24 protein-coding genes and 1 pseudogene are annotated in these 24,287 nt (G+C 66.1%); 7 read left to right on the top strand and 18 right to left on the bottom strand.

The annotated features are described in order from the left end of the window. The coding region (locus ABD126_RS37740; protein WP_343940309.1) for a transglutaminase-like domain-containing protein at positions 1 to 645 on the bottom strand (645 nt) is incomplete at its 3' end. Between the two features lie 309 nt (positions 646 to 954). On the opposite strand from ABD126_RS37740, the gene ABD126_RS37735 reads away from it, so the two are divergent. The 5 genes from ABD126_RS37735 (at position 955) to ABD126_RS37715 (ending at position 8,044) form a co-directional block, all read left to right on the top strand. Further along, positions 955 to 1,359, top strand: a complete 405-nt coding sequence (locus ABD126_RS37735) for a helix-turn-helix domain-containing protein (RefSeq protein WP_343940306.1) — start codon at positions 955 to 957, stop codon at positions 1,357 to 1,359. 222 nt (positions 1,360 to 1,581) lie between these two features. Next, complete coding sequence (locus tag ABD126_RS37730) at positions 1,582 to 2,139, top strand: hypothetical protein (RefSeq protein ID WP_343940304.1); 558 nt, start codon at positions 1,582 to 1,584, stop codon at positions 2,137 to 2,139. A 580-nt stretch (positions 2,140 to 2,719) separates the two neighbouring features. After that, entirely contained in the window at positions 2,720 to 3,979 is a 1,260-nt protein-coding gene (locus tag ABD126_RS37725) for a hypothetical protein (RefSeq protein WP_343940302.1), read from the top strand. A 29-nt stretch (positions 3,980 to 4,008) separates the two neighbouring features. Beyond that, the gene (locus ABD126_RS37720) at positions 4,009 to 6,354 is read left to right on the top strand and encodes a DEAD/DEAH box helicase (protein ID WP_343940300.1); all 2,346 of its coding nucleotides are present in this window, start codon (positions 4,009 to 4,011) and stop codon (positions 6,352 to 6,354) included. 313 nt (positions 6,355 to 6,667) lie between these two features. After that, positions 6,668 to 8,044 (top strand): SAVED domain-containing protein, encoded by a 1,377-nt coding sequence (locus ABD126_RS37715; protein ID WP_343940298.1) that lies wholly within the window; start codon positions 6,668 to 6,670, stop codon positions 8,042 to 8,044. A gap of 21 nt (positions 8,045 to 8,065) precedes the next feature. Here the strand turns inward: ABD126_RS37715 and ABD126_RS37710 are convergent, their stop codons facing one another. From ABD126_RS37710 to ABD126_RS38930, 11 genes are all read right to left on the bottom strand, one after another. Next, positions 8,066 to 8,581 carry a Mov34/MPN/PAD-1 family protein gene (locus ABD126_RS37710; RefSeq protein WP_343940296.1) on the bottom strand — a complete coding sequence of 172 codons (516 nt, stop codon included), beginning with the start codon at positions 8,579 to 8,581 and terminating at the stop codon, positions 8,066 to 8,068. Continuing rightward, positions 8,578 to 9,522: a ThiF family adenylyltransferase gene (locus ABD126_RS37705; protein WP_343940294.1), complete on the bottom strand. Its 945-nt coding sequence runs from the start codon at positions 9,520 to 9,522 to the stop codon at positions 8,578 to 8,580. Before ABD126_RS37705 ends, ABD126_RS37710 begins: the two co-directional genes overlap by 4 nt. 23 nt (positions 9,523 to 9,545) lie before the next feature. Then, complete coding sequence (locus tag ABD126_RS37700) at positions 9,546 to 9,863, bottom strand: hypothetical protein (protein ID WP_343940292.1); 318 nt, start codon at positions 9,861 to 9,863, stop codon at positions 9,546 to 9,548. Next, a complete protein-coding gene (locus ABD126_RS37695; protein WP_343940290.1) occupies positions 9,860 to 10,402 on the bottom strand; it encodes a hypothetical protein in 543 nt (180 codons plus the stop codon). The genes ABD126_RS37700 and ABD126_RS37695 overlap by 4 nt, the downstream gene beginning before the upstream one ends. Positions 10,403 to 10,405: 3 nt before the next feature. Next, positions 10,406 to 11,362 carry an SMODS domain-containing nucleotidyltransferase gene (locus ABD126_RS37690; protein WP_343940311.1) on the bottom strand — a complete coding sequence of 319 codons (957 nt, stop codon included), beginning with the start codon at positions 11,360 to 11,362 and terminating at the stop codon, positions 10,406 to 10,408. Positions 11,363 to 11,723: 361 nt separating this feature from the next. Next, a complete protein-coding gene (fxlM, locus tag ABD126_RS37685; RefSeq protein WP_343940288.1) occupies positions 11,724 to 13,499 on the bottom strand; it encodes a methyltransferase, FxLD system in 1,776 nt (591 codons plus the stop codon). After that, positions 13,496 to 15,199, bottom strand: coding sequence for a relaxase/mobilization nuclease domain-containing protein (locus ABD126_RS37680; protein ID WP_343940286.1), 1,704 nt, complete (start codon positions 15,197 to 15,199; stop codon positions 13,496 to 13,498). The genes fxlM and ABD126_RS37680 overlap by 4 nt, the downstream gene beginning before the upstream one ends. Further along, complete coding sequence (locus ABD126_RS37675) at positions 15,196 to 15,393, bottom strand: plasmid mobilization relaxosome protein MobC (protein WP_343940284.1); 198 nt, start codon at positions 15,391 to 15,393, stop codon at positions 15,196 to 15,198. The genes ABD126_RS37680 and ABD126_RS37675 overlap by 4 nt, the downstream gene beginning before the upstream one ends. A 483-nt stretch (positions 15,394 to 15,876) precedes the next feature. Then, positions 15,877 to 17,058 (bottom strand): AAA family ATPase, encoded by a 1,182-nt coding sequence (locus ABD126_RS37670; RefSeq protein ID WP_343940282.1) that lies wholly within the window; start codon positions 17,056 to 17,058, stop codon positions 15,877 to 15,879. A gap of 4 nt (positions 17,059 to 17,062) precedes the next feature. Continuing rightward, positions 17,063 to 17,188, bottom strand: coding sequence for a hypothetical protein (locus ABD126_RS37665; protein ID WP_343940280.1), 126 nt, complete (start codon positions 17,186 to 17,188; stop codon positions 17,063 to 17,065). 91 nt (positions 17,189 to 17,279) lie between these two features. Continuing rightward, entirely contained in the window at positions 17,280 to 17,534 is a 255-nt protein-coding gene (locus ABD126_RS38930) for a helix-turn-helix domain-containing protein (protein ID WP_360726820.1), read from the bottom strand. Between the two features lie 101 nt (positions 17,535 to 17,635). Here ABD126_RS38930 and ABD126_RS37660 point away from each other — a divergent pair, with 101 nt between their 5' ends. Both ABD126_RS37660 and ABD126_RS37655 read left to right on the top strand, forming a co-directional pair. After that, positions 17,636 to 18,220, top strand: a complete 585-nt coding sequence (locus ABD126_RS37660) for a hypothetical protein (protein WP_343940278.1) — start codon at positions 17,636 to 17,638, stop codon at positions 18,218 to 18,220. A gap of 18 nt (positions 18,221 to 18,238) precedes the next feature. Beyond that, on the top strand, positions 18,239 to 19,408 hold the full coding sequence (locus ABD126_RS37655) for a tyrosine-type recombinase/integrase (protein ID WP_343940276.1): 1,170 nt from the start codon (positions 18,239 to 18,241) through the stop codon (positions 19,406 to 19,408). A gap of 339 nt (positions 19,409 to 19,747) precedes the next feature. Here the strand turns inward: ABD126_RS37655 and ABD126_RS37650 are convergent, their stop codons facing one another. From ABD126_RS37650 to ABD126_RS37625, 6 genes and pseudogenes are all read right to left on the bottom strand, one after another. Continuing rightward, positions 19,748 to 21,232, bottom strand: a complete 1,485-nt coding sequence (locus tag ABD126_RS37650) for an ATP-binding protein (protein WP_343940274.1) — start codon at positions 21,230 to 21,232, stop codon at positions 19,748 to 19,750. Positions 21,233 to 21,387: 155 nt separating this feature from the next. Beyond that, entirely contained in the window at positions 21,388 to 21,813 is a 426-nt protein-coding gene (locus ABD126_RS37645) for a transposase (RefSeq protein WP_343940272.1), read from the bottom strand. A 63-nt stretch (positions 21,814 to 21,876) separates the two neighbouring features. Continuing rightward, positions 21,877 to 22,095: a hypothetical protein gene (locus tag ABD126_RS37640; RefSeq protein ID WP_343940313.1), complete on the bottom strand. Its 219-nt coding sequence runs from the start codon at positions 22,093 to 22,095 to the stop codon at positions 21,877 to 21,879. A 185-nt stretch (positions 22,096 to 22,280) separates the two neighbouring features. Then, positions 22,281 to 22,364: pseudogene (locus ABD126_RS37635) on the bottom strand (hypothetical protein); the annotation flags it as partial. A gap of 1,008 nt (positions 22,365 to 23,372) precedes the next feature. Next, positions 23,373 to 23,672, bottom strand: coding sequence for a hypothetical protein (locus ABD126_RS37630; protein ID WP_343940270.1), 300 nt, complete (start codon positions 23,670 to 23,672; stop codon positions 23,373 to 23,375). Between the two features lie 53 nt (positions 23,673 to 23,725). Continuing rightward, complete coding sequence (locus ABD126_RS37625) at positions 23,726 to 24,214, bottom strand: hypothetical protein (protein WP_343940268.1); 489 nt, start codon at positions 24,212 to 24,214, stop codon at positions 23,726 to 23,728. Positions 24,215 to 24,287: the final 73 nt, after the last annotated feature.

Genomic DNA, 24,287 nt, shown 5'->3' with positions numbered 1-24,287 from the left:
TGGTCCCGCTGGCGCAGACGCCATCAACACCGCGCCAAACAAGCCCACTACCAGCGAAGACAGGCCCAACATCACGAACTGCGGCTGGAGTACTAGGGCGACGGTCCGGGTCGGGCTGGGGTCGATCGGCAGCCATCCCAGCCGCTCGAACCGGACTTCGGTCCACGCGAAGACGTCCCGCCCTTGGACGCGTAGCCGGTCGCCGTCCCAGCGGGGCTTGAAGCCAAGCACGACCCTGGCGTCCCAGCCCAACTGCCGGCACATCACAGCGAACGCGGACGCGTACTGCTCGCTAGTCCCGCGATGGTTCTCCACCATAGCCGAGATCTGGTACAGGCCGTTGCCGCCCGCCGCCTCATCGGACACGTCGTAGTGGAACGGTTCGGCGCGCAGGTTGTGGTAGAGCCCGAGGAACCGGTCGAGGTCGGTGTTGTGGCCGGCGGTCGCGGCAGCGACGAAACCCAGTACCTCGGGCGGGAGCACGAGGTCCGGCCGCTGCACACGCGCGAGCTGGTCGGTGCGCAGGAGATCGGGTGACACCACCGGTTCGCTCGCGCTGATCCCGTACTGCGCGGGCGGTTCCTGCCCGGCGGGCACCAGGAGATCGCCAGTGTCGGCGTCGAAGCCGAGGTTCGGCACGCTCACTCTGCCCGGCCACCCCGGTTTGGGCAGCCAGCCGAGACTGTCCGGTGTCCGCACCCGCAGGTCCAGGCTGACGGCGCGGCGCGGCGCGGCGCGGTGCTCGGCGCCGGGGCGGGCAACTGGTGCGCCGCGCGGCGGTAGTCCGCAGCCGGTGACCAGGCGCGGCCGTCGAACGCGGTCATCGTGACCATGCTGAGCCGGTCGACCCGAGCACGACCGTCACGTCATCGAGTGGCTGGCAACCCATGACACCTCAGTGGTCGGCACCTTCGTCAGCCTCCTCTACCGCGCCCGCGCCGTGGACGGTGCCTGGTGAGCGTCGAAGCCATCAGCTGGGCGCTCAACCACGCCCCCATCCCCACCGACCGCAAGGACGCCTCGACGCTGGCGATCACGCTGATCGCGCTCGCCAGCCACGCTGGCCGCGACGGCGGCGACGCGTTCCCGTCGGTCGAGCGGATGATGCGCTACACTCGCCTGTCCCGGCGGACCATCCAGCGTTCGCTGCGGTCGCTGGAGGAGTTGGGCCTGATTAGGCCGGGCAACACGCACTTGCGTGACGCCAAGATCCCGGAGGCCAACGCGCGGCCCCAGGTCTACAACCTCGCGCTGTCCACCAGGTTGTCCACAGCCCCTGACGAGAGGCGTCAGGATGACGCCCCTTTGACCAGCGGGGGCGTCACCACGACCCAAACCGTCCTTCAACCGTCCAGATAATCGTCCCGCGACGAGCGCGCCCCCTACCGGGCGCTCGGCGGTGCCACCGGTGTCCGGGCAATGCGACGCCCGCGACTCGGATCCGGTCAGCGCCCGCGTCGTGTGACTGGACGCCGCCGAGCGGCTGCGGGACGCCACCAACCTGCTGTCGGGCCGCAGCGCCGCCACGCATCACACCTGGCACATCATGGACTACCCCGGCGACGACTGCGGAGTGCAGCGATGAACACCTCCATGCCGTTCCCCGCGCCGAACGACGGCGACGTGGAGCGCGCCGTGGCCGAGCTGAAGAACTACGTCGCCGCCCACGCCCCGGCCGCACCCGCTGTCGCACCGGCCGCCAAGCGGGTCCGGGACCTCCGTGCAGAGGTCGACGAGGCCCATGTCCTGCTGGAGTTGCAGGCTGACGCCGCGCCGCTGCTGGCGGACACCGACCGGTTCCGGCGCAGCCGCAAGCGCGCCGCCGAGGCCGCCCGCCTGCACGCCCTCGCCCAGGACCCAGCCGCACGGGCCTGGCATGCATTGCGGGTGCGCCTGGTGCTCACCGCCGCGGCGCTGACAGCACTGGTCGGGGCACTGGCGTGGTCCACGACCGGCGTTCACCACACGCTCACCCGAGGCATGGTCGAACGCACCGCCGCGTGGTGGGGCGCCTGGGCTGTGGAGCCGGTGATCTCGACGGTGCTGCTGGTGGTGGGGCGCGGGCGTTCCTGGCGACCCGCGGCCGGGTGCTGCATCACCCGCACCTGGCGGTGGTCGAGTACGGCGCGTTGGCGGTGACGCTGACGCTCAACGTGTGGCCGTACCTGCCGTGGGTGTCGGTGCCGTAGGCGCGGTTCGACCTGATGCAGTTCCTCGCCCACGCCATCGGCCCACTGGTCGCGGTCGGCACCGTAGCGGTGCTGCCGATCATCTGGAAGGCGTTCGCTGACCTCGACCACGGCCTACCGGTAGGCGCTACTCCTACCCCCACCAGCCCGGAGTACAGGCAAAACGCGTCTGGTACGGCAGCGGCACAGCGCGGGACCACCGGCGACCGAGTAGCCCTACTGGTAGACCGCGCTCGCTGGATGATCGCCGCCGGCCAACTGTCCGCCGATCCGTCCGCCACGCGGCTGCGGGAGGCACTGGGATGCGGAACCGACACGGCACGCGAGGTCCGTGATGCCCTCCGCGCAGGGATAGGGCGTGAGCCTGGTCGTCGGTGACGACCCGACCGGGCCGCCGAACGCGGTGACCAGCGCGCGCTCACAACGATCGCGCCGTACTCGGGCGAGCGGCACCACAGTTGCGTGTCGTTCCGAAATTTCGGTACAGTGATGGAGCACGTTCCAGAACAACGAATCAGGATACGAGCATCATGGAGAACTACCTGCGGCCTCCGGTGATGGTGCCGATCGCGGCCTGCCATCCCGATCCCAACAACCCACGCCTCGCGTTGTCCGACGCGCCGGGCTACGCCGACGACGCGGCACTCTTCGACGAGACCCTGCGCAAGCGGATCCTCGAGGAGATCGACAACGAGTCCCACGGCATCGCCGATCTGGCCGAGGCGATTGCTGGCCAGGGCTGGATGCCGATCGACAACATGCTCGGCTGGCAGCACCCAAATAACCCGAAGCGCTGGGTGATCGTGGAGGGTAACCGTCGGCTGGTCACCCTGAACCGGCTGCGTACCGACGACCTGCCGAAGGCACGCAAGAAGCTCGCGCGCATGGAGGCCAAAGCGTCGAGCTACCCCAAGAGCGAGATCGAGGGCTACCGGGCGCAGGTCCAGCGCCTAGAGCAGGTCATCGCCGACACCGAGACCCTGTCAATCGTGCCCGTCGACGCTTCAACTCCCGAGGAGTTGGAGCACAAGCTGCCCCGCGTCCTCGCCGTGCGGCACATCACCGGCGCCAGGGAGTGGGGCAACTACGCCGAGGACATCTGGCTGCTCAACCGGTACGAGCACCTGTTCGCCGACACCTACGGCGAGAAGGCGGACCTCTCCTGGGACTCCGCGATCCTCAAGCGCGTGGCCCACGAGGCCTCGCTCGGTGAGACCACCACCAGGCGCCAACTCCGGGCGGCGAAGTGGTTCAGCCACTTCCGCGCCGAGTGGGAGGACGAGCTGCCTGAGGGGGAAACGTTCGGCAAGAAGGACTACTACCTGTTCGAGAACATCTCCAAGAAGCCGTGGGTCCGCCAGAAGCTCGGCATCAGCGAGGACGCCATGGCGATCCCTGAGCAGGGGGAAATGGCGCTGTTCACCTGGGTGTTCAAGGAGCCGCGGACCAAGAAGGCCGAGACCAACCCGAACATCTTCTACCGGCACGAGAACATCCTGGTCTGGGACCAGATGAACCGGTACGACGAGGCCCAGGGAACGTCCTTCGCCAGCCGGTTCGACGTGGAGAACCCGGACGAGGCGTCAACCATGCACGAGGTAGAAGCCGAGTACCTGATGCACAAGGCGACCAAGAAGCCTCACGCCGTCCTGGACGACCTGCTGCGACGGCTGAACGAATTCTCGGCGAGCCAACTCACGTCTGAGGGACACTTCCTGCGCCCGCAACTGGAGCAGGTGCGCGACGTGGCCGCCAAGTTCATCAAGATGATCGACGCCTCGGAGGCCTGATGCCACGCCACAGCATCACCGAGTCTCGCGTGCAGACGGTCATCCACCGCCTAGCCGACATGGTGCTTCGCCTCGGGAGCGTCAACGCCGTCGCACAGGGCCTCTCCCATGCCCTGGGCGACCAGGGGGGACGGATCTACCCGAACCGGATCCATGGATTGCTTACCGACGATCCGTCCCGAGGGGTGAACACCGCGACCCTGGAGCTGCTCGAGCAGGCTTGTGCCGCTTTCCAGCCCGAGGCACCGTCCGCAGAGTGGGTGTTCAGCCCGGACGCCATCCGCTCGATGGTGGCGGCCCACGCCGCCAAGCTGCCCCGTCGCGAGGCTCTGGCGACCGTGGCCGACGAGCTTGGCGTTCCCGTCGGCGTCGTCGCGGCGACTGCCCCCGAAAGCGCGAAACCGGCCGCCGCCGTCCAGCAGGACTCACGTCTAATTCCTGACTGGTCCTGGCAAGACGACGCGGTGGAGGCATCGCTGAAGTCTTTGTCGCAGGGTGCTATCAAAACCGGCTTGATTGTGCCCACCGGCGGTGGCAAGACGCGCATCGCATTGCGGATCGCCCTGGAGTGGCTCGCCGCCCAGGAGCCGAGTCGCACTGTCCTCTGGGTGACTCACCGTCACCTGCTCAAGACGCAGGCCCGGAGAACGCTGCATGCCTTGATGCGAGAGTCAGGGCTTGGGTCCGATGAGGCGACTCAGGCCTTCGAGCGGGTCCACTTTGCGATGACGAGCAACCTCAGCGGGACCCTGGCGAGCCTCGGTGATTCGCTGTCCCTAGTGATCGTGGACGAGGCGCATCACGCTGCGGCGTCTTCTTACGCGCCCATCCTCAACCTCGCGAGCGTTCCGAGCCTGCTCCTAACCGCCACGCCGAATCGGTCAGACGCCCTGCCGATCGGCATCGACGAGATCGCGTATACGATCACCTATCGCGAACTGTTCCGCCGGGGCTGCGTCATCGAACCGGTCTTCGACCCTCCGGAGGACATGCCGGAGTTGGATTGGCGCTCACCCAAAGGCCTACGCGATCTCGCAGACTACCTGCTCGAGCGGACTGACACCGACTTCGCGAAGCCACTCGTCGCTGTATCGCTGCGCGAACGTGCCGAGAACCTGTACGAGGCCCTCCTCGAGCAGTTGGGGCTGAGAGACTCGCACCCTCTGGTGAGCGATGACATCGCCTTCGTTCACGGCGACGCCAACAGTCGCGGCCTGCCCACGCCGGGAGAATTCTTGGACGAGTTCGCGGCACGGCCAGCTGGGATTCTCATCGCGACCAGCCAACTCGTCGGTGAGGGGTTCGACGATCCATCCATCGACGCCGCCGTCATCACATACCCCTCCTCCAGCATCGGTCACCTCATGCAGGTGGCGGGTCGGGCGCTGCGCGCCGCTCCAGGAAAATCCTCTGCCCACGTCGTGCAAGTCCACCGATCGCCTCTTGAGTACCACTTCGAGCAGCGGTGGCTATATCAGGACATCTCGGATGCCCTGCGCCCGGCCCTCGTCGACCTGACCTACTCATCGCCGGCAGATCTCGAGGTACAGGTTCGTCGGCAACTGGAAGAACACCACGTGTCCGGGAGCATTGCCGCCAAACTTCTGGAGGAACTCCGAACCGTATCGGCGAGCGCCCCGATCCATCTCATGCTCACCGGCCTTCCCTACTTCGGCGGCGTGGACGACTTCGAGGCCCATGCCTCTTGGAGTGCACTACTTGTTACGCCGACCGAGCGACATAGATTCGTGCACGTCTTCAACGAGTTGTCCTCCCGGACGGAAGATCTCCGAGACCAGACCGCATGGTTGTCGCAGCGACTGGGGAGAATGACATCATCTCAGCACCTGCGCGCGTCGTACGCCAACCTCGTGCCGGCAACTGAACACGCTCGCAGGGAGATAACTGGCACGCCCTACTACGGGAGCGAAAGTCGCGGCTACCGACCAGGACGAAATACGACGTGGCTCAAGTATGTGACGTTCACGTTCGCCCCGGCGGTTCCGTCAGCGCTCGAGGAGTTGTTCGCAGACTCGTACAACCGTAATCCCGTTCTCGCCCAGTACGTCGCTCAACCCGAGAAGTGGCGCTCAGCGCTCCGCCTGGAATTGCCTATTCACGGATCAGAGGCCTTCCTCCTGGACACAGAACAAGCTGTCTGGCTGAACGAGCAACTGAGCGAACTTGATCGCACGCTCGCAGCCAGTAGTCGGCCTCGAGCGCTCATTGACCTCGAGGCATGGCGAGTTGCAATCGACCGCTGCCCGCTTCCCCGTCGCGTCATCGAGCATATCGAGCAACTGCTACGACTGGAGCGACGTGAGCAGCACCTACTCACCCTTGACGCAGAGCCCACCGCGAAAGCGGCGAAGTAGGACATGCATCTTCAGCCAAGCCAGCAAGTCAAGCGCACGGGACTTCATCGGCGGCCAGGACTTGACGTCCATACGGCGGGCGTCGATCGCCTACGAGCAGTCGCTGGTCCTCGTCGTCCACCGGACCGACGGCCTGATCGAGATCACTGTCGCGCACCGAGGCGCGCACCCCACCACTCGTGCCTCGACAGCGGCACGGCAAGGACAGGAGGCTTGATGAACGGGCAGCGCCCAGCAGCGGGTCCACCGTCCAGGTCCGGCGCTCGACGCAACGGGGACAGGTTCCAGGACCTGTTCGTGTGGGGGGGCCGCCATGCGCGTGATCGGCCCCGAACGCCGCTTCTCGCAGGTGGAGGTGGAGATCAACGACGCGGGAAACTTCGACGACGTGGTCCTGCGCAGCAGCACCGGGGAGCCTGACATCCTCGCGCAGGTCAAGTGGACGACCAACCCGGCCGACCTGCTCAACGAGGGCTACCCCACCGCCACGTCCGGCAAGAGCAAGTCAATATTGCAGAAGATGTACGACAGCTACGTCAAGCTCAGCGGCAGCGGTGCGACCCCCGTCCTGCGCTTGATCACCAACCGAACCCTGGATTACGCCGACCCGCTGCTCGGGCACGTCGATGGCCGCACCGACCTGCTGATGCCGTACGCGGGCCAGGCGGAGTTGACGAGCACAGCCGGGCGAACTGTGGACCGATCGGCGGAACACGTCGGTGCAAGCCGCCTCGAACTGCTCTCGATGCTGGAGCACCTGCAATTCGTCACCGGGAGGACGGTCAGCGCCGAGGAGGACCACGTCCGCACGTTGATGGTCGCGGCCGGCCTTGACGGGAGCGCCTCCTCCCTTCAGCACGGGCTGAACACCGTTGCGAGCTGGGTTACCGGCGGCAAGCGGATCATCCCCGAGGAGGACATCCGAAGCACGGTGGAGTCCCTGCATCCGACGCCTCCATCAGCGATCTTGCTCGTCCAAGCCATAGATGCCGATCCCCATGCCGAGGACGCCACCATCGCCCTGAACTGGGTGGATCTGTTCGACGGTGACAACGCCCAGGTTCGCGTTCAACCGCGGTGCGCTTCGGACTGGGCTCGGATGGAGCAGGAGATCATGGACGCCGCCGCAGCACTGGAGAGGGACGGTTGGCGCTCCACCCTCATCGGGGGTGCCATGCGCCAAGCGACGTTCTTCCGCGTTGGCGCCGCGCTCCCCCGTGTACGCGGCCACACCCTGCGATATCTCCAGGGCGGCGAGCTGTGGTCCACAGATGCACGGAAGGCAGCCATCCCCGCACCGCAACTCCGACGACAACAACTTGACTTCGGTAACGACCTGGCCGTCGCCATCGGGGTCGCCGTCGACCCGACCTCAGCGGTGATCGCGTACCTGAAGGACAACAGCGTCCGAGCCAGCCGCCTGCTCACCATCCAGCCAGGTGGGGGGAGCGACGACCAATCCATCGCCGGTGCGGGACAAGCCGTCGCCTATGCAGAAGCGATCCGGAACCTGGTCCGCCAGGAACTCGGCGAGTTGCCCAGCACCGAACGCATCCACCTCTTCATGGCAGGCCCAGGCGGTCTCGCGCTCCTGCTCGGGCACAGGTGGAACCGCACGCAGGTCACCACCGTTTATGAACACCTCGGCGGGCACCGGGGGTACACCAGGGCGTTCGAGGTGGAAAGCTGACGGGCCACCCGCTTCACCCGGTCACGTACCTCGAAGTTCCTCCGGTAGGAGTAGGACTTCGGAGTCGATCGACACAGCCGTCACCCCCGTCGTGGTGCAGGCCCAACCCACAACACGGGTGGTCGCTATCGGCAAGAGGGGGCCGATCACGATGGCGAGCACGACGTCGAAAGCGAGCGCAGGATCGGCCAGCAGGGTGGAGTAGGTGAGGAGGTCGCGCGGGCTCGGCACGGCGTCTACACGGGGATGCGTGTGCCACTCACCGATCCAGATGCTGCCGTCAGTGCGAAAAGCGGCTTCCGCCAAGTGCTGGGCATGCGCGAGGTCGCGCAGGAAGTAGTTCGGGGTCCGTATCGCCGCTGGCCCAGGGGTACCTGCGTGCCGCACGTGTGCCGTGCCGTCGTCTTGGACGCGCCCCAAGAGGATCCCGCCGGTCTCAGCACCGTCGTCTGCCTCGGTCACGGTCCGGCAGATGGTTCGGGCGCTGTCCGGAGCCATCACGATCCGCCGCACAGCGGCGGGGTTGGCATCGTTCAAGGCTCTTCGCAAGTGGGGCACCCCGGGCGAGGAGGGCTGTGCGGCAGCCAGCGGATGTCGCCGTTGCGGTTCAGGTCGAACGGGGGAGTCCAGCCGAGTGTCGGGCGCAGCCCGAAGATGGCGTGCTCACCGGGCAATTTCTGGTCGGAATGACCTTTCCGTTCCAGCACCGTGGCCACGGCGGCCTTGGCAGCCATCTGGCCGACGAGGTGCAGGTCCCCTCCAACGGCAGTCATCGGCCGGTGCGCGGTCCCCGTGCCGTACCCCAGGTCGAGGGCGGGCTCGGGATCCACCGCTCCTCGGGCTACGAGCGCCTCGCGACGGCAGGTCAGGCAGCCGTGGTCGGCCCAAGGGCGCAGCCGGATGATCTCGCCGACCGCGCCGTCTTGGAGCACGCAGGCGAGAACGGCGTCAGTCCGCGCGCGTCGCGCCAGGTGGCTGACGACACGACGCGCTGCCACGCCGTCGGCCGTGCAGAGCACGACGCCGACATCCCGAAGACGAGGTCTGATCAGGTGCGCCGGGGCGATGACGTCCACGGGCAGCGCGTCCACGTGAGTGGCTGGCCACGCCTCGGCCAGTTCCTGCTTGACCGCGTCGACCTTCAGCCTGCCGACGTGCTTGACCGAGGAGACGTGGCGCACCACGTTGTGGCTGAGCAGGCGGTCGGGGTCGACGAGGACGATGCGCCCGACGCCGTAGCTGGCCAGGGCGTGGGCGGCGGCTCCGCCGATGCTGCCCACCCTGACGAGCATGACCGACTTCTCTTCCAGGTGGGCAACCGGCCAGTGCCCGGTCAGCTGTGGGAAGCCGTATTCAGCGGACACCACGTCTATGGCTACCGGGCGTGCGGCGGCCGGGGTGACGTACCAGGCAACCATTTCGGGGATGTTGATGTCCGGGAACTCAGCCGGTGCTTCCGCTGACACGGTCAACGCCACGTAGTCCTCGACGGCCGAAGGGCTCAACCAGCGACCGAAGACGTTCTCCTTGAAAGCCTTGAGGGAGATCTCCCGACCGGTGTTGCGCGCGTGCCACCACAGGAGGTGCAGCGCGGGCGCAGCCCGGTACCAGCGGTGCTGCCCTCGGGCGTCCCCAGTTTGAGGAAGTGGTTGGCGGAATGCAGCGGGGTGGGCATCACCGGGTTGGAGCCGTCCGACACCGCGATCACCGCGCCGACGTTGTCCGGATCCGATACCCGGAAGGTGATCTGGCCCCACTGACCACCTTCCTTCATGCGGCGAGCCGCTTCGCCCGGGACGAGCACGAGCAGGTCGTTCATGCCTGACCTCCACCAGCGGAGAGCTGTTCGAGCGCCTGCCCGACCAGGTGATCGCGGCTGGCGTCGTTGACGATGCCGTTGATCGTCATGGATTCGACGACACCGCCCTTGAGCAGCGCGTACTCCACGCGCCAGCCCGCCGCCTTCAGCAGCAGCTCGGTCACCGACTGCCGGCCGGTCCACGTCGAGTAGTCCTGCAACAGGCACAGGCTGCCATCACCCATGACGTGGAACCGGGTCTGCCGGTACTCGATCAGTTCGGGCTCCGGGTCGAGCGGGAAGATCGCCGGTGGCACCATCGGGTAGGCATGTCCGTACTGCACCCTGATCGGCATGCCGTCCTGCCCGACCAGTTCAGCCAGGCCTGCGGGCTCGGGCCGGTGGAACGGCCACCTGGGCAGCCGACCTTCCCAGCGGCCAGCTCCTTCACCGCACCACGTCAGCTCGGGGAACAGCTCGGCCACTTCGTGCTGATCGCGAGCCAGGCGCCGGGGCTCGCACTCCCACCAGGAAACGGGTACTTCGCCGTTGGTGTTCATCGGTCAGCCCTGGGGCGCGTCCACGACCGGCCGCGGGACGTACAGGAAGGAACCGGCAGCGGTCCCCGAACCCTTCTCCTCCGGGGCTGGGAAGTCATCCCCGAGCAACTCCCGCCAGAGCAACGCCGCTCCGTCGCTGTCGCCATCGGTTGCGGCCGCACATGCCTCCTCGGCGATGTCACGCGCGGACTCCAAGGCGGTGCGGAGCGCCTCGGTGTCGAGGTCGGGCTGGATCACGCCACAGTGCCCGGCCGGGTCCACCACGCCGTAGTTGACCTCGACCGCGGCGGCGGTGAAGAACGCCTTCAACGCCTGCGGCCGCGTCGTGTCAGTGGGGAGGCACTTCAGGGCAAGCACCTCCATGACCAGCGACTTGACCTTGGTGGGAATGCCGTGGCGCCACAGCTTGAGCACGCGCACCGTCGGGCGGAAGTGCGACCACTTCTCCTGTCGTTCCTTGACCTGCGCGATGAGGTACTCCGGGTCAGCAGTGCTCCAACGCTTCTTCCGCTTGCTGGGGACCAGCAGCGTGTTGTCCGCCTGGCGCAACACGGGCATGACGTCCACCGTGAACGCGTCATCCTGCTCAGGCGGGTCGATGAAGCACTTGACGGCGCGATCGCGCGGCTTGGCCAAGCGGACGAGCTCCTCGACGGTCCCGCCGTTGTCGCCCAGCAACCTCTTGACCATCTCGCGGACCACCTCCAAGGCACCCGCCGATGAGTCGCCGGGCTGCCCCCACTCCGGGTACGCCGCCGCGTCGAAGACCATGATCAGGTCGACGTCGTGCACCGGCTTGAGTTGGGTGCTGCGCGCCAACGAGCCGGAACCCAACACCTCCAGCACGCCCGGTTCCCCCTTGAGCGCACCCTTGAAGGCGTCCCGTCGCTCGCGAGCCAGCCTCACCTGCTCGATGTCGGCGTTCACAGCCTGCTGGAAGGTGTCGAAAGCCTTGGTCAGATCTACTACTGCACCTCATCTCGTTGACGTACCCGCACACGAGCCGTCGCCGCGACGAGAGCAGTGATCTCCTCGAAGGCATGTGGGTCGTGCAGCATCACGGGATGACGATAAACACGACCCCCGACAATTTTGCTCCACCCAAACCTGTAGGATCAAATAATTGCTCTACCTGCAAGTTTCGATACTTCGGAGGTCTGAAATAGCTGGGTGGGCTCACGGACGCCCGGACCACGACGTCAGCACTACAATATGAGAACGCTCAAGCCGCGCTACGGGTCGCCTCGACTGCCTCATGCCAGCGGACGCAGTTCAGGCCGCCGCAACTGCTAGCACATCCTCGGCATCGGGGAGTCCCCGATCAGGACTCAATGATCAATTCAGTCCACCGTCTGGTGATGACAAGACCTTCTACGGGGTGCTCAGCGGAGTAGGCGATCACGATCGGCTCGCCAGTGCGATTGGTACCCCACGCGCGAATTTGATCGGATAGCCTCTGCGCGAGGCGATCCCCAGCACGACCGTGGCCGATCGCACCGAGTTCGGCGCGGGCGCCGCCGCTCTGATCCGCGCCCACGCGCCGGTAGGTGAAGTAGGCCAAGGAGTCGCCTTCGGCGAGAGCGGGGCTGCGGCTGGGGATGGCGGGAGTGCACAGGCCGCTGTCGACCGCAGCTTGGTCTGCGGCGATGCGGCAGGTGGCTGGTTCGGTGGCGGTCATGCGGAGCGACACGCCGTCGAAGGGCTCTGAGTCGCCCACCGTGACCTCGGACCAGACCTCGGTCTTCGGCGTGCTCAAGACGCCGTGCAGGAGTTCGGGGTCGATGTCCTGGTCGGCGTCCCAGTACAGGGTGACCTGCTCATCGTCGTCGAGGTGGGCGGAGCGCTCACTGTCCTGGCCGATCATGGGCACGAAGCCGCACAGCTTGACCGAGTCCGACCGCAGCCGGTCGTCGTCGCGGACGAAGGCGACGCTGCGGGTCTGGCTGCGCCAGCGCAGGGGGACGACCAGGCGACCGCCGGGAGCCAGCTGTTCGCGCCAGGCGGGTGGGATGTCGAACGCGCCGACGGTGACGATGATCCGGTCGTAGGGGGCGTTGTCACGTGCACCGAGGGAGCCGTCTGTGGTGATCACCTCCACGTCGGCGAAGCCGGTGACATCCAAGCCCGCGCGGGCGCCTGCGGTGACCTCGGGGTCGATGTCGACGGTGGTGACGTGACCGGTCGGGCCGGTCAGCGTGGCGAGCAGGGCGGCGTTGTAGCCGGTGCCCGCGCCGACCTCCAGGATGCGGTGGCCGGGCTGGACATCGAGCTGGTCGAGCATCATCGCGACCACCGTGGGCACCGACGCGCAGCTCAGGGCGGCGCCGTCGGCGGCGCGCTTGGTGATCACGGCCTGGTTCGCGTAGGCGTCGGTGAGCTGCGTGGCGGGCACGAAGCGGTGCCGGGGAACCTCGCGCAGGGTCTGCTCCACCGCAACGCCGAGAACCCGGTTGTGGTGCATGTGCAGCAAGGACTCCAGCACCGCATCGGCGTCGATCTCAGCGGGCAACTGCTTGCGATAGGCGGCAAGGGCAGCAGCTCGGGCCTTCCACGCCTGGGTCAGCTCATCCGTCCAACCCGGCAGTTCGCGAAGGTTCTCGGCCAAGATCAAGCGGATCACACTCTCCGTGTGGTGACGGTCCGCAGTGCCCGGCGCAGGACGGTCGAGCAGCCAGCGCAGAGCCCGTTCACGGCTGTCGAGGAAACCGTCTGCGATGGCGATCATGCCGACTGCGGCCAAGACGGCGGGAGCGACGACGGCGTCAGGCAGTTGCCGCAGTTGGCTGGAGACCGCGGTCGAGTCGGCGATGAACACCTCCTCGGCCGCTTCCATCGCCGGGCCGGGCCCGTAACGACCTGTCTCGGGGAAGTAGGTGTCCAGGATGAGGTGCGAGGCGAGGCCGTCGTGGCGCAGCTGTTGAGCCCACTCACCGACCGCAGCCACGGCACGCAAGTGTTCTTCTTGACTGGAGGTGCGCAGGCGCAGCCGCAGGTGGTCGTTCTCCTGCGGGCTGCGGTAGCGGATGTACCAGGCTCGTGCTGCCGATCCGGTAGTTTCGAGGAGCTGTGGCAACCGGTGGGCGACGATCTCGTTCACTCGGTCGGGATGGGTGTAGAGCTTGGCGTACAGCCAGTCCGCTGTGCCGGGGAGATGCCCGTGATCGCGAACGGTGTCGGACCCGGTTGAGCAGCGGACGGGGTGGCCATGACGGGTTGGCGGACGACTGGTGGCTTCCGGGATAGGAGGACGTTGCGGGCCGGGTGCTCCTCGAGAACAGCGACGGCGGCGTCGAGTTGTTGGCGGGCAGCCTCTCGGATGGCGCGACGCTCAGCGACCGCATGCAGGGCCGTGATGATGCCAAGGACCGTGACCGCGACCAAGGCCAGGACAACCGGGGTGACATCGCGGACACTGGCGGCGATGCGGGCGGCGTCGGTCAGCAGCCGCAGTGCCACCTGAGCGGTGATGATCGGGGTTGAAGACCGCTTGGCACTCGACGACGCGGTGTAGCCAACTGTCGCGACTGAGCGGGGAAGCTGGGCGGCGCGGGTCAGCTGATCGTAGACCTCGTCCAAGAGCTGGTGCGGGTCGTGGGATCGGACCACGGCCAGCAGGTCGGCGGAGCGTTCAACGAACAGGTGCCAGGTGCGCTGGTCCAGATCCGGTGCTGGAATTGCGCCTTCTGCAGTGCCGATGGCAGCTTCTACGGCGGCGCGCACCCGGCCCAGTTCACGTCGCAACGTCTGTTCACTCGTTCCGCCGATGCGGTCCTGCGGGTCGACAGGGTGGTCAGCGAGGTCGCGCCACAGCACCTGCTGCCTGCTGGCGGGCAGTGGTCTGGGATCAGGCCAGCGAGCACGTAGCCGCGGCAAGGACAGGTCGCGGCGCAGCGTCGACCCGGCGAACCAGAGCGGCTCGGGTGCTGGACGGTCTTGCTCGACGGCGTGCTGCTCGGGACGTAGGGCGACTTTGTAGCCGGTGACCGGCCCGGTGTCGGGGTAGGCGGCGACCAGCACACCACTACGACGCAAGCCCAGCACGAACCCAATCTCGTCGGCGGCCTCGGCGGCCACGGTCGTGACGACGTCGCGCAGCCGGTCCCGCTCGGTGCGTTGCCCGCTGGCGTCCGCGCGTACGAGTTCGACACGCGAGGTGGGCTTGGAGCGGCCCTCTCCTGCCGGGGCGGTGCGCGTCCAGCCGCGTTCCTCCTCGACCTGGCGGCACCAGTCGCGCCACCGCAGGAAGTCGCGGTGCAGGTTGGCCACCTGGCCGTCGCCTCGCACCACGTTGACCACGACGTGGACGTGGTCGTTGCGCTTGGTGGAGAGGCCGTGGTGGACCGCGACCCACCGGCAGCCGCCCTGTCCGTCGTCATCGGCGCCCAAGCCCAAGGCGGCGATGCCGGACTCGACCAATTCCCGCCACACCTCGTCCGGCAGCCGCTGCTGGGTGGGGCGCTTCCCGTCCTCGTCGGTGTGCGCCTCCGACTGGGGCGGATAGCCGGCGGTGGCGACGTCGGTGGGTGGGATGGACAAAACCACGTGGTAGACGTGCCCGTCGGGTAGATCCACTTCGTGCCCTGCCATCAGGGCGTCGAGTTGCTGGGCTAGCCGTGCGCGGCCTGGGGCGGTGGTCGTGTCTTCGCCCCAGGCCCCGCCGCGTACCCAGTCGGGGTCCCACGCCGCCACGATGTGTGGGTCGCGGTGCTCGTCGGAGCGGCCCCGGCCGAACAGGTAGCGCAGCAGCCCCAGGGTGTTGGAGCCGCGCTTGCCGCGGCCTGCGACTTCGGCGATCACCGCCTGGTCCCTCGGTGCTGGTCCACTGCGCCGAGCACCCGGTGCAGTTCGTCCAGGACCCGGTGGTGGTAGGTCAGCGCCGCCTGCAACTGCTGCTGGCCGACGACGTGGCCGCTGTTGGCCCGGCGGGCGAGCTGGTTGAGCGCGCTGCCCGACCGGGACAGCTTCACCGCGGCGGCTTCCCACTCGGCCACCCAGTGCCGCTGCTGGTGCAACGACCAGCCGTCCGTCTCGCGAAGGCCGCACTCGATCCAGGTACAGCGGCACCGACAACCCGGCCACCGCTGCCCGTGCTGTCAACGCGGCCCGCACCAAAACCGTAGTGCGGATGTTGATCCGGGTCTCGGCGCCTCCGCGCACACGCCGCTGCCGGCGCACACCTTGCTTCCTCGTGCTCATCGTTCCCCCCGAAACGACAGGCGGGCTTCCGGAGCCCGCTGGTTACCAACGTCGAACGACCGGCTGGGAAGGACCAGCCATGCCTTGCCGGATCTGTGATCCGCGAAGTCGGCGCAGTCTGTGCAGCACCCCGGCGGCCTAGCTGCCGCGTTGGCCGCCGCGCAGCCCTCGCCCGTCGCAGACGGCACGGAAGTGCCTCGGTCGATAACGCGCGGGCTGCGCGGTGAGCTGGTGCCGTTTGGTCAGGACGCCCTTTGGGTGTCCTGACCTCTAGCTTGCTACGCCGGCGGATGGTCGTCCTCGTGTTGCGAAGAGCGCACGAAGGGAGCGAAGGAAGCGGTGTCGCCTGTACTGCTCGCTTCGCTCCCTTCGGTGCTCCCTTCGTGCCTTGTCGGGCTGATCCGCCACACCCAGCCGCCACCGAAGTCGGCCTTCTCGGAGCGCACCCTGGCTCTGGTCTTGGCCCGTTTCAGGGTGTCCTTTGAGAAGCTGGCCTGGTGTCCTTCGTCCAGCAACTCCAGCACTGGGGCCTCACCGCCGCGCTCCGCCAGGTACTCGGTGAGCCATGCGGCAGCATCGGCGCGTTCATCCCCATCGTCGTGCGCGGAACGCTGGAGGAGGTCGACGACCGAGGCCGCCGAGTGCCCCTGCCAGACGATCCGACCGACCGCAGTCTCACCTCCGTCGTCGGCCATGACGGTGGCGGAGATGGTCCTGTAGGACAGCGACGGGACGCTCGACACCGACACCACGTTCGACTTGATGACCGACAGGACGAAGTTGTCCTCGTCCTCCGCAGCGCACCCCAAGGCGTGCCGGACGACCTGTGTGTAGGCCCCGGCTCCGCCGATGGCATCGACCGGATCGACGCCCGCTGTCGCCTTCCGGAAGTGCCCGATGCCCAGGACGGTCGTGCCGGTCTGCTGCGCCAGGGGCCTCAACTTTTCCAACTGCGGGCGCACGACGGAGTTGTCGTTGAGCTGCCCGGACAGGGACGAGTTCAGCGCGTCCAGCACGAGGAGGGCGGGCCTCCACGCCTCAACGACCTCGCGCACAGCGTCCAGGTCGAGGTTGACTATCAGCGGTGTGCCGTCGGGTGAATCGCCGTAGACGACGTCGACCAAGTGCAGCCGCTGCGGGTCTCCCCCGGCGGCGACGAGCCGGGCCTTGAGCGTGGATTCCGAGTCCTCTGTGATGGAGTAGAGGACGTGCTGCGGCTCGCCGGTGAAGTCGCCGTCGAGCTGTCCCGTGGTCAGTTTGGCCGCCAGGTCCACGACAACCGTGCTCTTGCCGATGCCGGGTTTGCCAACCAGCAGGGCGACCTCGCCGACGGGTAGGTAGTTCCGCCACGCGAACCGCGTCTGCCTGATGTCGACCTCGTTCGCCGACCTCACCCGCAGACGCCGGGTCGGTGGTTCGCCCTGCGCGCCAGGCGGAACCTGTTCCCCGAACTCAGCCACGGCGTCAGTCCTCAACGGACAGTGCGCGCACGAGCGACTCCGTGATCACCATGATCCGGCCGCCGTACTTGGCCACTTTGGCGGGGAACTCGTCGCGGGCAACGAGGTCGTACGCCTTGCTGCGGCTCATCCCGAACGCTGTCGCCGCGGTCGATACGTCCACGGCTGGTGGCCACGTCGCCTTGATCTCCGCAAGCGTCGGACGTCGCTTGGTCTCCTGCCTACCGCCCATCGGACTCGCCCCCTTGCTCCCGCTCGACCAAGCGAGCCAGGAAGGCGTGGTAGGCGGTGATGTTGCGGCCACGCGGCGACCGGTCGCCAGTCTCCCAACGGTGCACAGTGGACGCCGTTACTTCGCAGTCCTGAGCCACCAGTGCCTGGCTCAGTCCGGCAGCGACGCGTAGGTCGCGCGCATACCCGGTTGTGATCCACTCGCGCAGCTCCGCAACGCGGTCAGCGAGCGTCAATCCCCCCATGCTCATGCCGCCAAGATAGATAGTTTGCGTTGACATGTCACTGTCACCGCCCTATCGTCACGTCATGTAAGCGCTCATGAAGGGTTGCGTATCGTTCTGTCGTGCCTCGCCTGCCGAAGAACTTCCGGATCGACTGGGTGTCGGTCGAGCCGGTGGAGTCCAGGGGATACCTGCCCGCAGGTCCCGACACCGCTGTGCCCGCCTTCTTCGACGCCCACATCCAGCTCGGCGACCCGCCCGCGGTCGTGGGGATCGAAGTTCAGGTCACAGCGGACGCCGGGCCAGCGATCGTCGAACTGAGCATCAGGTCGAACAGCCGGTCACCGATCACCACGTCCGTGCTGAGGCAGGTACTGGTCGACCAACTGCTGCGGGAAGCGATGAACGCGGCGGTGGTGCCGGCCTCGGTTCGCGAGGAGTGGCTGGCGACGTTGCCGCCGGAGCATCGCGAACGCGCGGTGTCCACAGGTATGGCGCCGGTGCCGGACGGCCTCAGCCAGGCCGACCGGGACGCGCACACGGCGGCGCAGATCTACACCGAGGCACTGGCAGCGGGTAGCAAGTCGCCCGCGGTCATGGTGGGGCACGCGATGAACCGCTCTCGCCCGCAGGTGGCGAGGTACATCCGCAGGGCTCGTGAGCTTGGCCTGTTGCCCCCTTTGGGTTCACCCGAGGGGGACCGATAACGAAGGAGCACCACCGCAGTGGGGGACCCGATCAAGAAGATCGAGTTGAAGGACGGTACGACGAGGTACCGGTTCGTGATCGACATCGGGCGCGACCCGGTGACCGGCAAGCGTAGGCAGCTCACCAAGACCTACGACACCAAGAAGGAAGCCCGCGCCGAGTACGCCAAGATCAAGCACCAGACCGACGAGGGCACGTTCGTCGTGCCGGACAAGACGACCGTGTCGGACTGGTTGGACACGTGGCTGAAGTCCACGACGGTCGACGTCGAGAAGGCCACCGCCGCCAACTACGCCGACGCGCTGCTGCCGATACGCGAGCGGCTCGGCGGCAAGCGGCTCCAAGCGGTCACCGAGGAGGACGTGGACGATCTGGTGAGCTGGACGCTCACCTCCGGTCGCAAGCGCGGTGGGAAGGTCGGCAGCGGGCTCGGCGTCCGGTCCGTCCAGCTCACGCTGGGCCGCTTCAGGTCATCGCTGAACGTGGCACTGCGGCGCAGGCTGGTCGTCCGCAACGTCGCCCAGTACACGCAGATCCCACGCGAAGCACGGCGCAAGGCGGCGGCTGCGGCGGCCCAGCGGGTGCCCTGGAGTGAGACGGAGGTGAGAGAGTTCCTCGCCTCGATCCGCGACCACCGGCTCCACGCGCCAGTGCTTCTAGCGCTGATCGGGATGCGGCCGGCAGAGGTCTGCGGCCTGCGGTGGTCAGCCGTTGACCTGGAGGCTGGGACGTTGTCGGTCGAGCTGACGCGCACGCTGGTCGAGGGCGAAGTCGAGGAGAAGGGGCCGAAGTCGGAGAAGGGCAAGCGCAAGCTGCCGCTCCCCAAGCCCCTGCACGCTGCGCTCAAGGCGTTCAAGGCTCGGCAGGCCGCGGAGGTGATCAAGGCCGGTGAGCTGTACGAGCGGTCCGGGTTCGTGCTGGTCGACGAGCTGGGACGGCCCTGGAAGACGGACCGGCTTCGGCGAGCGATCTACAAGCTGATGGCCGAGGCGAAGGTCAGGAAGGTCCGGCCCTACGACGCTCGCCACGCCTGTCTGACCTACCTGGCCACCTCGGGCGGGCCGGACGTGATCGTCAGCGCCTGGGCGGGCCACGCGGACCTCAGCTTCACCAAGCGGGTCTACATCCACCCCGACGTCGAGCACCTGCGCCAAGCGGCCGACCAGCTCGACGAACTCCTGGGCTGAACAAGCAGTACGAGCGTTCGTGAGAAATTGTGAGACAGCGCTGCCCTGAAACGGGTCAGGGCCTTGTCTCACCGAAGTGATCCAAGGCCCTGACCTGGGCTTTCGCCCTCTATCGACCGTCGGGACGACAGGATTTGAACCTGCGACCCCTTGACCCCCAGTCGTAGAACGACTGAGCGAAGTGCTCGGACCTGTTCTTCCAGGTCGTGCTCTAGTGTAACCGACCGAGTAAAGGGGTCTCCGACTGGGTCCGCCCGACTAGCAGCCTAACGGCTGTGTAGTTCACAGCTCGTCAGTGCCCACAAGTTTGGCGTCGCCCTCAGGACGCGGCGTCGCAGCCTACCTCTTAAGACGCCACGCAAACCTTCCGCCGTCGCGTGGCGCTGGCTCGATCGCACCTGCATCCCGAAGCTTGCGGAATAGATCGGTTACCTTCCGCTCCGAACCGATGCCCGTTAGCGTTCGAGCGACTTCGTTCGTAATGGAAGTCGCACTTGCCAAGAAATCGATCACGATTTTCTCCGGCGAGGCCAGCTTTTGGTGACGGATCTCCACCACGACCGAATTATCGCGCTCCAAGATTACAGGATCTTGAAGCTGGAGCTTCTTCATCGCAGCAAACGCCGTGTTCAGACCTTCTCCGACATCCTTGTTTGGAGGATCCGGGAATTTGTTGATCAGTCGGACTATCATGCCGTTCCTGGCGAACCGTTCACGGAGGATGTTGTCCGCCGTGATATGCGCTGGCAGCCGACCTGGGCTTTCCACTTCCACACGATTGTCAAAAATCCGCACGTGTACATCATCCGCAATGCCATAGTCGCGATGAAGTACGGCATTTGTTATAATTTCATGCAGCGTCTCATGCGGATACTTAATAGACTCGAATCCTGCGACGCCTAGAACTTCAACCTCTTGGATAATTTTGACCGTAGAATCAACTGCATCTTTAATCTGTCCGTACAGACAGCCTTCAATCGTCAGTGGAACGCCGCTCAAGGTCTCTCGAGACCCTTCGGCATCGTCAGTTCGATACCTGTAAATCTTGATTGCAGATCTCTTCGGCAAGGCTACTTGCGGCTCATCGCTAAACAGAAGAACCGCAGCAACCGTCGGCCGATCACCGATGATAAGCCGCTGCTTGCGCAGCCAGGCCAAGGGGTCCGCCGTCGGAATGACTTCGAGCATGAATCCGATAATGACTTCGGAGTTGGCCACCCAATCCAGTTCAAGCGGCACACCCTCCGATTCAAAAGATGTCACACCCTTGTTACGCTTAAGGCGTTCCAGCTCGCCTTCGCCCTGGACGGGCATATTTTGAGCACTCCGCCGAACGTAGGGGATTCCGTTCGAAGCCTTAACCACCTCCGGCGTCTTCTGCACGGTCACATGCAGAACGTGCCCCCTGTTCCCTCTCATCGGCCGCAGGAATTCGCATGAGAAGTACTGGCCCCACGGCAAGATGTCATTCAGGACAGAAATATGACCATTCGCGTCCTCCATAAGGCGAAATCCATCCCAAACCATCTTCCGGTCCGACTTTAATTCCGATACGCCGATGTAGAGTTCACCACCGTCCGAGTTCGCAAAAGCCGATATCGTTCGACTCAGTTTCGCTGGCGCAACGTCCACACTTTTCATATCCACAAAGTGGCTCTCCTCGAGAGAGAGGATTTTTTCCACCTGCTCAGCAGAGATACGCACTTTGTTGATCATGGTTCCACGCCTCAAAATCGCACAGACTGGGCCAAGGTATACCGACAAATCGCTTAAACGTTCATCAGTCATCACGCCCGATTTGTTACAGATCGACGCGCCGGTCACCCGTTTGGGCTATCACCCCGAGCACCCCGAGCGAAACCAGTCCGGACTGATCAGAAAGTCATCGCTGCTGGTCAAGCGGCAAGTCAGCACTCTTAACAGAGCTGCCTTAGGCCCATACCAGGATCATGGCACTCCACAGGGTGTCTAGTGGCTTGTCACGCAGAGTTGGCCGGGTAATGGGTCCAGGTGCGGATGGGTGAGTCGGTGGCGAAGCCGGTCTTGGGCTGGGTTCGGGCGTTGCGCCAGCGGATGAACGCGGCGATGGCGGCGTTCTGTTCGGCATGGCTGCGGTGGTCGGTGCCGTTGAGGGCGAAGTAGCGCAGGGCGGCGAACTCGGCCTCGATCAAGTTCAGCCAGCTGGAGTAGGTCGGCAGGAACACCAACTCGACGTTGTGGTCGGCGGCCCAGTCGCGGACGTCGGGGCGTCGGTGTGGGGAGAAGTTGTCCATGACCAGGTAGAGCCGCTGGTCGGGCCAGCGGGCGCGCAAGGTCTTGAGCAGGTCGAGGAACTCGCAGTGGCGCTTGCGGCGCCGGATCCGATAGTGGATCTTCCCCGTGGCGAGGTCGAGTGCGGCGAGCATGTGCATCACGCCGTGGTGGCGGTTGTAGGTCGCCCGTAATCGGCGGGGCGATCCGGCGGACCGTCAGGTCCTGCCCTTGCGTGGCGTCAGGTTGAGCGGCCCGAACTCGTCGACGCAGATCACCCGCCCGTCGCCGGGCGGGTGGTCGTAGAGGTCGAGGATGCGGTGCATCTTCGCGACGAAGTCCGGATCGGTGGACGCCTTCCAGGTGGTGGTGGCCTGCCAGGACACGCCCGCGTCGCGCAGGATGCGGCGCAGCGTCTCCCGGCTGACCGCGGCCACGGTGCCGCGGTCGAGAAGGTGCTCGCACAACTTGGCCAACGACCAGGTCGAAAACGCGGTGATGCCCAGTCGGCGGGCGCAGTGCGGGCGATCAGGCAGATCCGTTCACGGATCGCCTCACCGATCGTCCGACTCCGCCCGCCGCTCCATTTTGGGTCCAGCGCCGCGAACCCCCGCTCGTTGAACGCGTGGATCACATCACGCACGTAGTCCTCACTGACCTGCATCAACGACGTGATGTCCCGGACCGCCTGGCCCTGGCCGGACATCAGCACCACGATCGCCCGCCGCAACCGCACCGGATCCTTTGCGGTCCTGGTGATCCGCTGGAGCTTCCGGCCTTCTTCCATCGATAACGGCCTCACGAACACGCTCGGACGACGAGCCACAACCACCTCCCGCACTCGACATGCGAGACCAGCCTGGCCAACCACGCCAACCGATCGATTACCGGGTCAACCCTCCGAGACGCGCCACTAGCATGGCACATCCAAGGCATGTCCTCTGACCAGAATGAGGCGAGAGGTCCACGTCGAAGTCGGCATTACGTGTGTCGGGAACCTCCATAACCCGTCGGCGGTGCCGACGGGTTATGGAATCCACTTCACCCGGCTCGCCAGGAATCCTGGGGTCAACGCCCGTCGGCTTCGAAGCTCCTGCGGACACCGCCTGCGGCTAACCACGCTCACTTGCCGCGCGTGGCCAGCGTGTCAGGGAGTGTCGAGCGCGGTTGCGCCCAGTGGGGCCGATCATCGTCCGGTAAGCGCCTCCCGACACCGCCCGGCCACCACACATGATCACCCCATAAGTGACCGGGGAGGCTGCCGGTCAATGCGGCCCTCAAGCGGCACAGGGCGTCGTGCCGGTCTGTCCGGCGAGCGTGCTTTGGATGGGGCGGCAGGTTTGGGCGTCGTGGTTATAGCAACTCACAGCCCACGCTTCATCGATGCCAGCCGATTCGGTTAGGCCTGCCGCGTCAACCGGGAGCCACGCGCCGAGGGTCACTCGCCCGCCGTCATCGTTCGACCCGTTTTCGTGTCCATCGTGAAGAAGCGTTTGGTCAGCTACTTCAGTGCGTCCGATCACCCATGGCCGCAGGCGCCCCACCGGCGTGCTGCCGCCGCCTGGGTTCGAGAAATAGTCGCGCCGTTGCCAAACTTCCAGAAATCGAGCCATCATTGATACATCTACACAGTTAGCGCATGCGCACATGCAAATTTCGGATTATCGGTGACGATTGCCGTTGCCCAGTAGCCGCACACGCCGCCTATAGTGGCTCAGTCGGTGACCTTCGGATGACGTCCCGCATACTCCACCCACACCGTGTGTTCGTCCACGTCGAGCAGGTACCAGACACGGTCTCCGCCGGTGACCTCGATCTGCCAGCGGGGCAGGCTTCGCCCGCTGTGCACACCTTCCGCCATACTGCCCTTGAGCTGGTGGTGACGTCCTGTGGGCTTGCCCGGCCCTGGGCCCGGGTCATTCCGCATGGTTTCCCATGCTCGGCGCAGATTTCCTGTGGCGCGGGTTTCCAGGTCCTTCCAGCCCTTGATCGCTTCGTTGGTGCTGTAGCGCACGCGCCACTCCTCACCAACGGCAGGTGGGGCGACCGGATCGCCTTTTTTCGGGCTCACGCGGTGGCCGCTCCCGGCGCGGGAACGTCGCCGAGGTCCTCACCGTCCTGACGGAGGGTCGCGAGAAGGCTGGGATCGGCGTAGACCTCGGCGGTGTGCCGCCACTCGCTGACGAGTTGGGTGACGGGGACAGGGGTGCTCAGGGAGTCTGCAGCCTCCAGGGTCTGCACGAGTTCGACGACGAACGCCTGCATGTCCTGCCGAGGCAGGAACCGGACCCACGGGAACGCCGTGGGCATCACCTCGGTCACCAAGTCCCGTACGCGGTCGCTGTGCTGCATCAGTGCAACAAAGAGAGCCGTGGTGGTTGAGACGACCTCGCGCACCTCCTGCGCCCTGCTGACCGTCGTGAGGACTAGGTCCTCCTCCTCACCGCGGCGGTGCACGAGCAGGGTCCGACTCGGCGACTCCTGGAGCTTGCGGACGGAGTCGGCCGGCTTGTTCGACAGATCGCTGAAGTTGATCTCAGACGCAGCGATGGACATACTTGCAAGGTACCTTAAAACTCACGACTAAGCCAGGGATTGTCTACAGACCACTTCATCGTGGACGTCCGCC

Origin of the sequence: Saccharothrix mutabilis subsp. mutabilis (assembly GCF_039521145.1) — a bacterium.
In the GTDB taxonomy this organism is placed as follows: domain Bacteria; phylum Actinomycetota; class Actinomycetes; order Mycobacteriales; family Pseudonocardiaceae; genus Actinosynnema; species Actinosynnema mutabilis.
The sequence above is the reverse complement of the archived record's forward strand: the minus strand, read 5'-3'. Positions and strand labels throughout refer to the sequence as shown.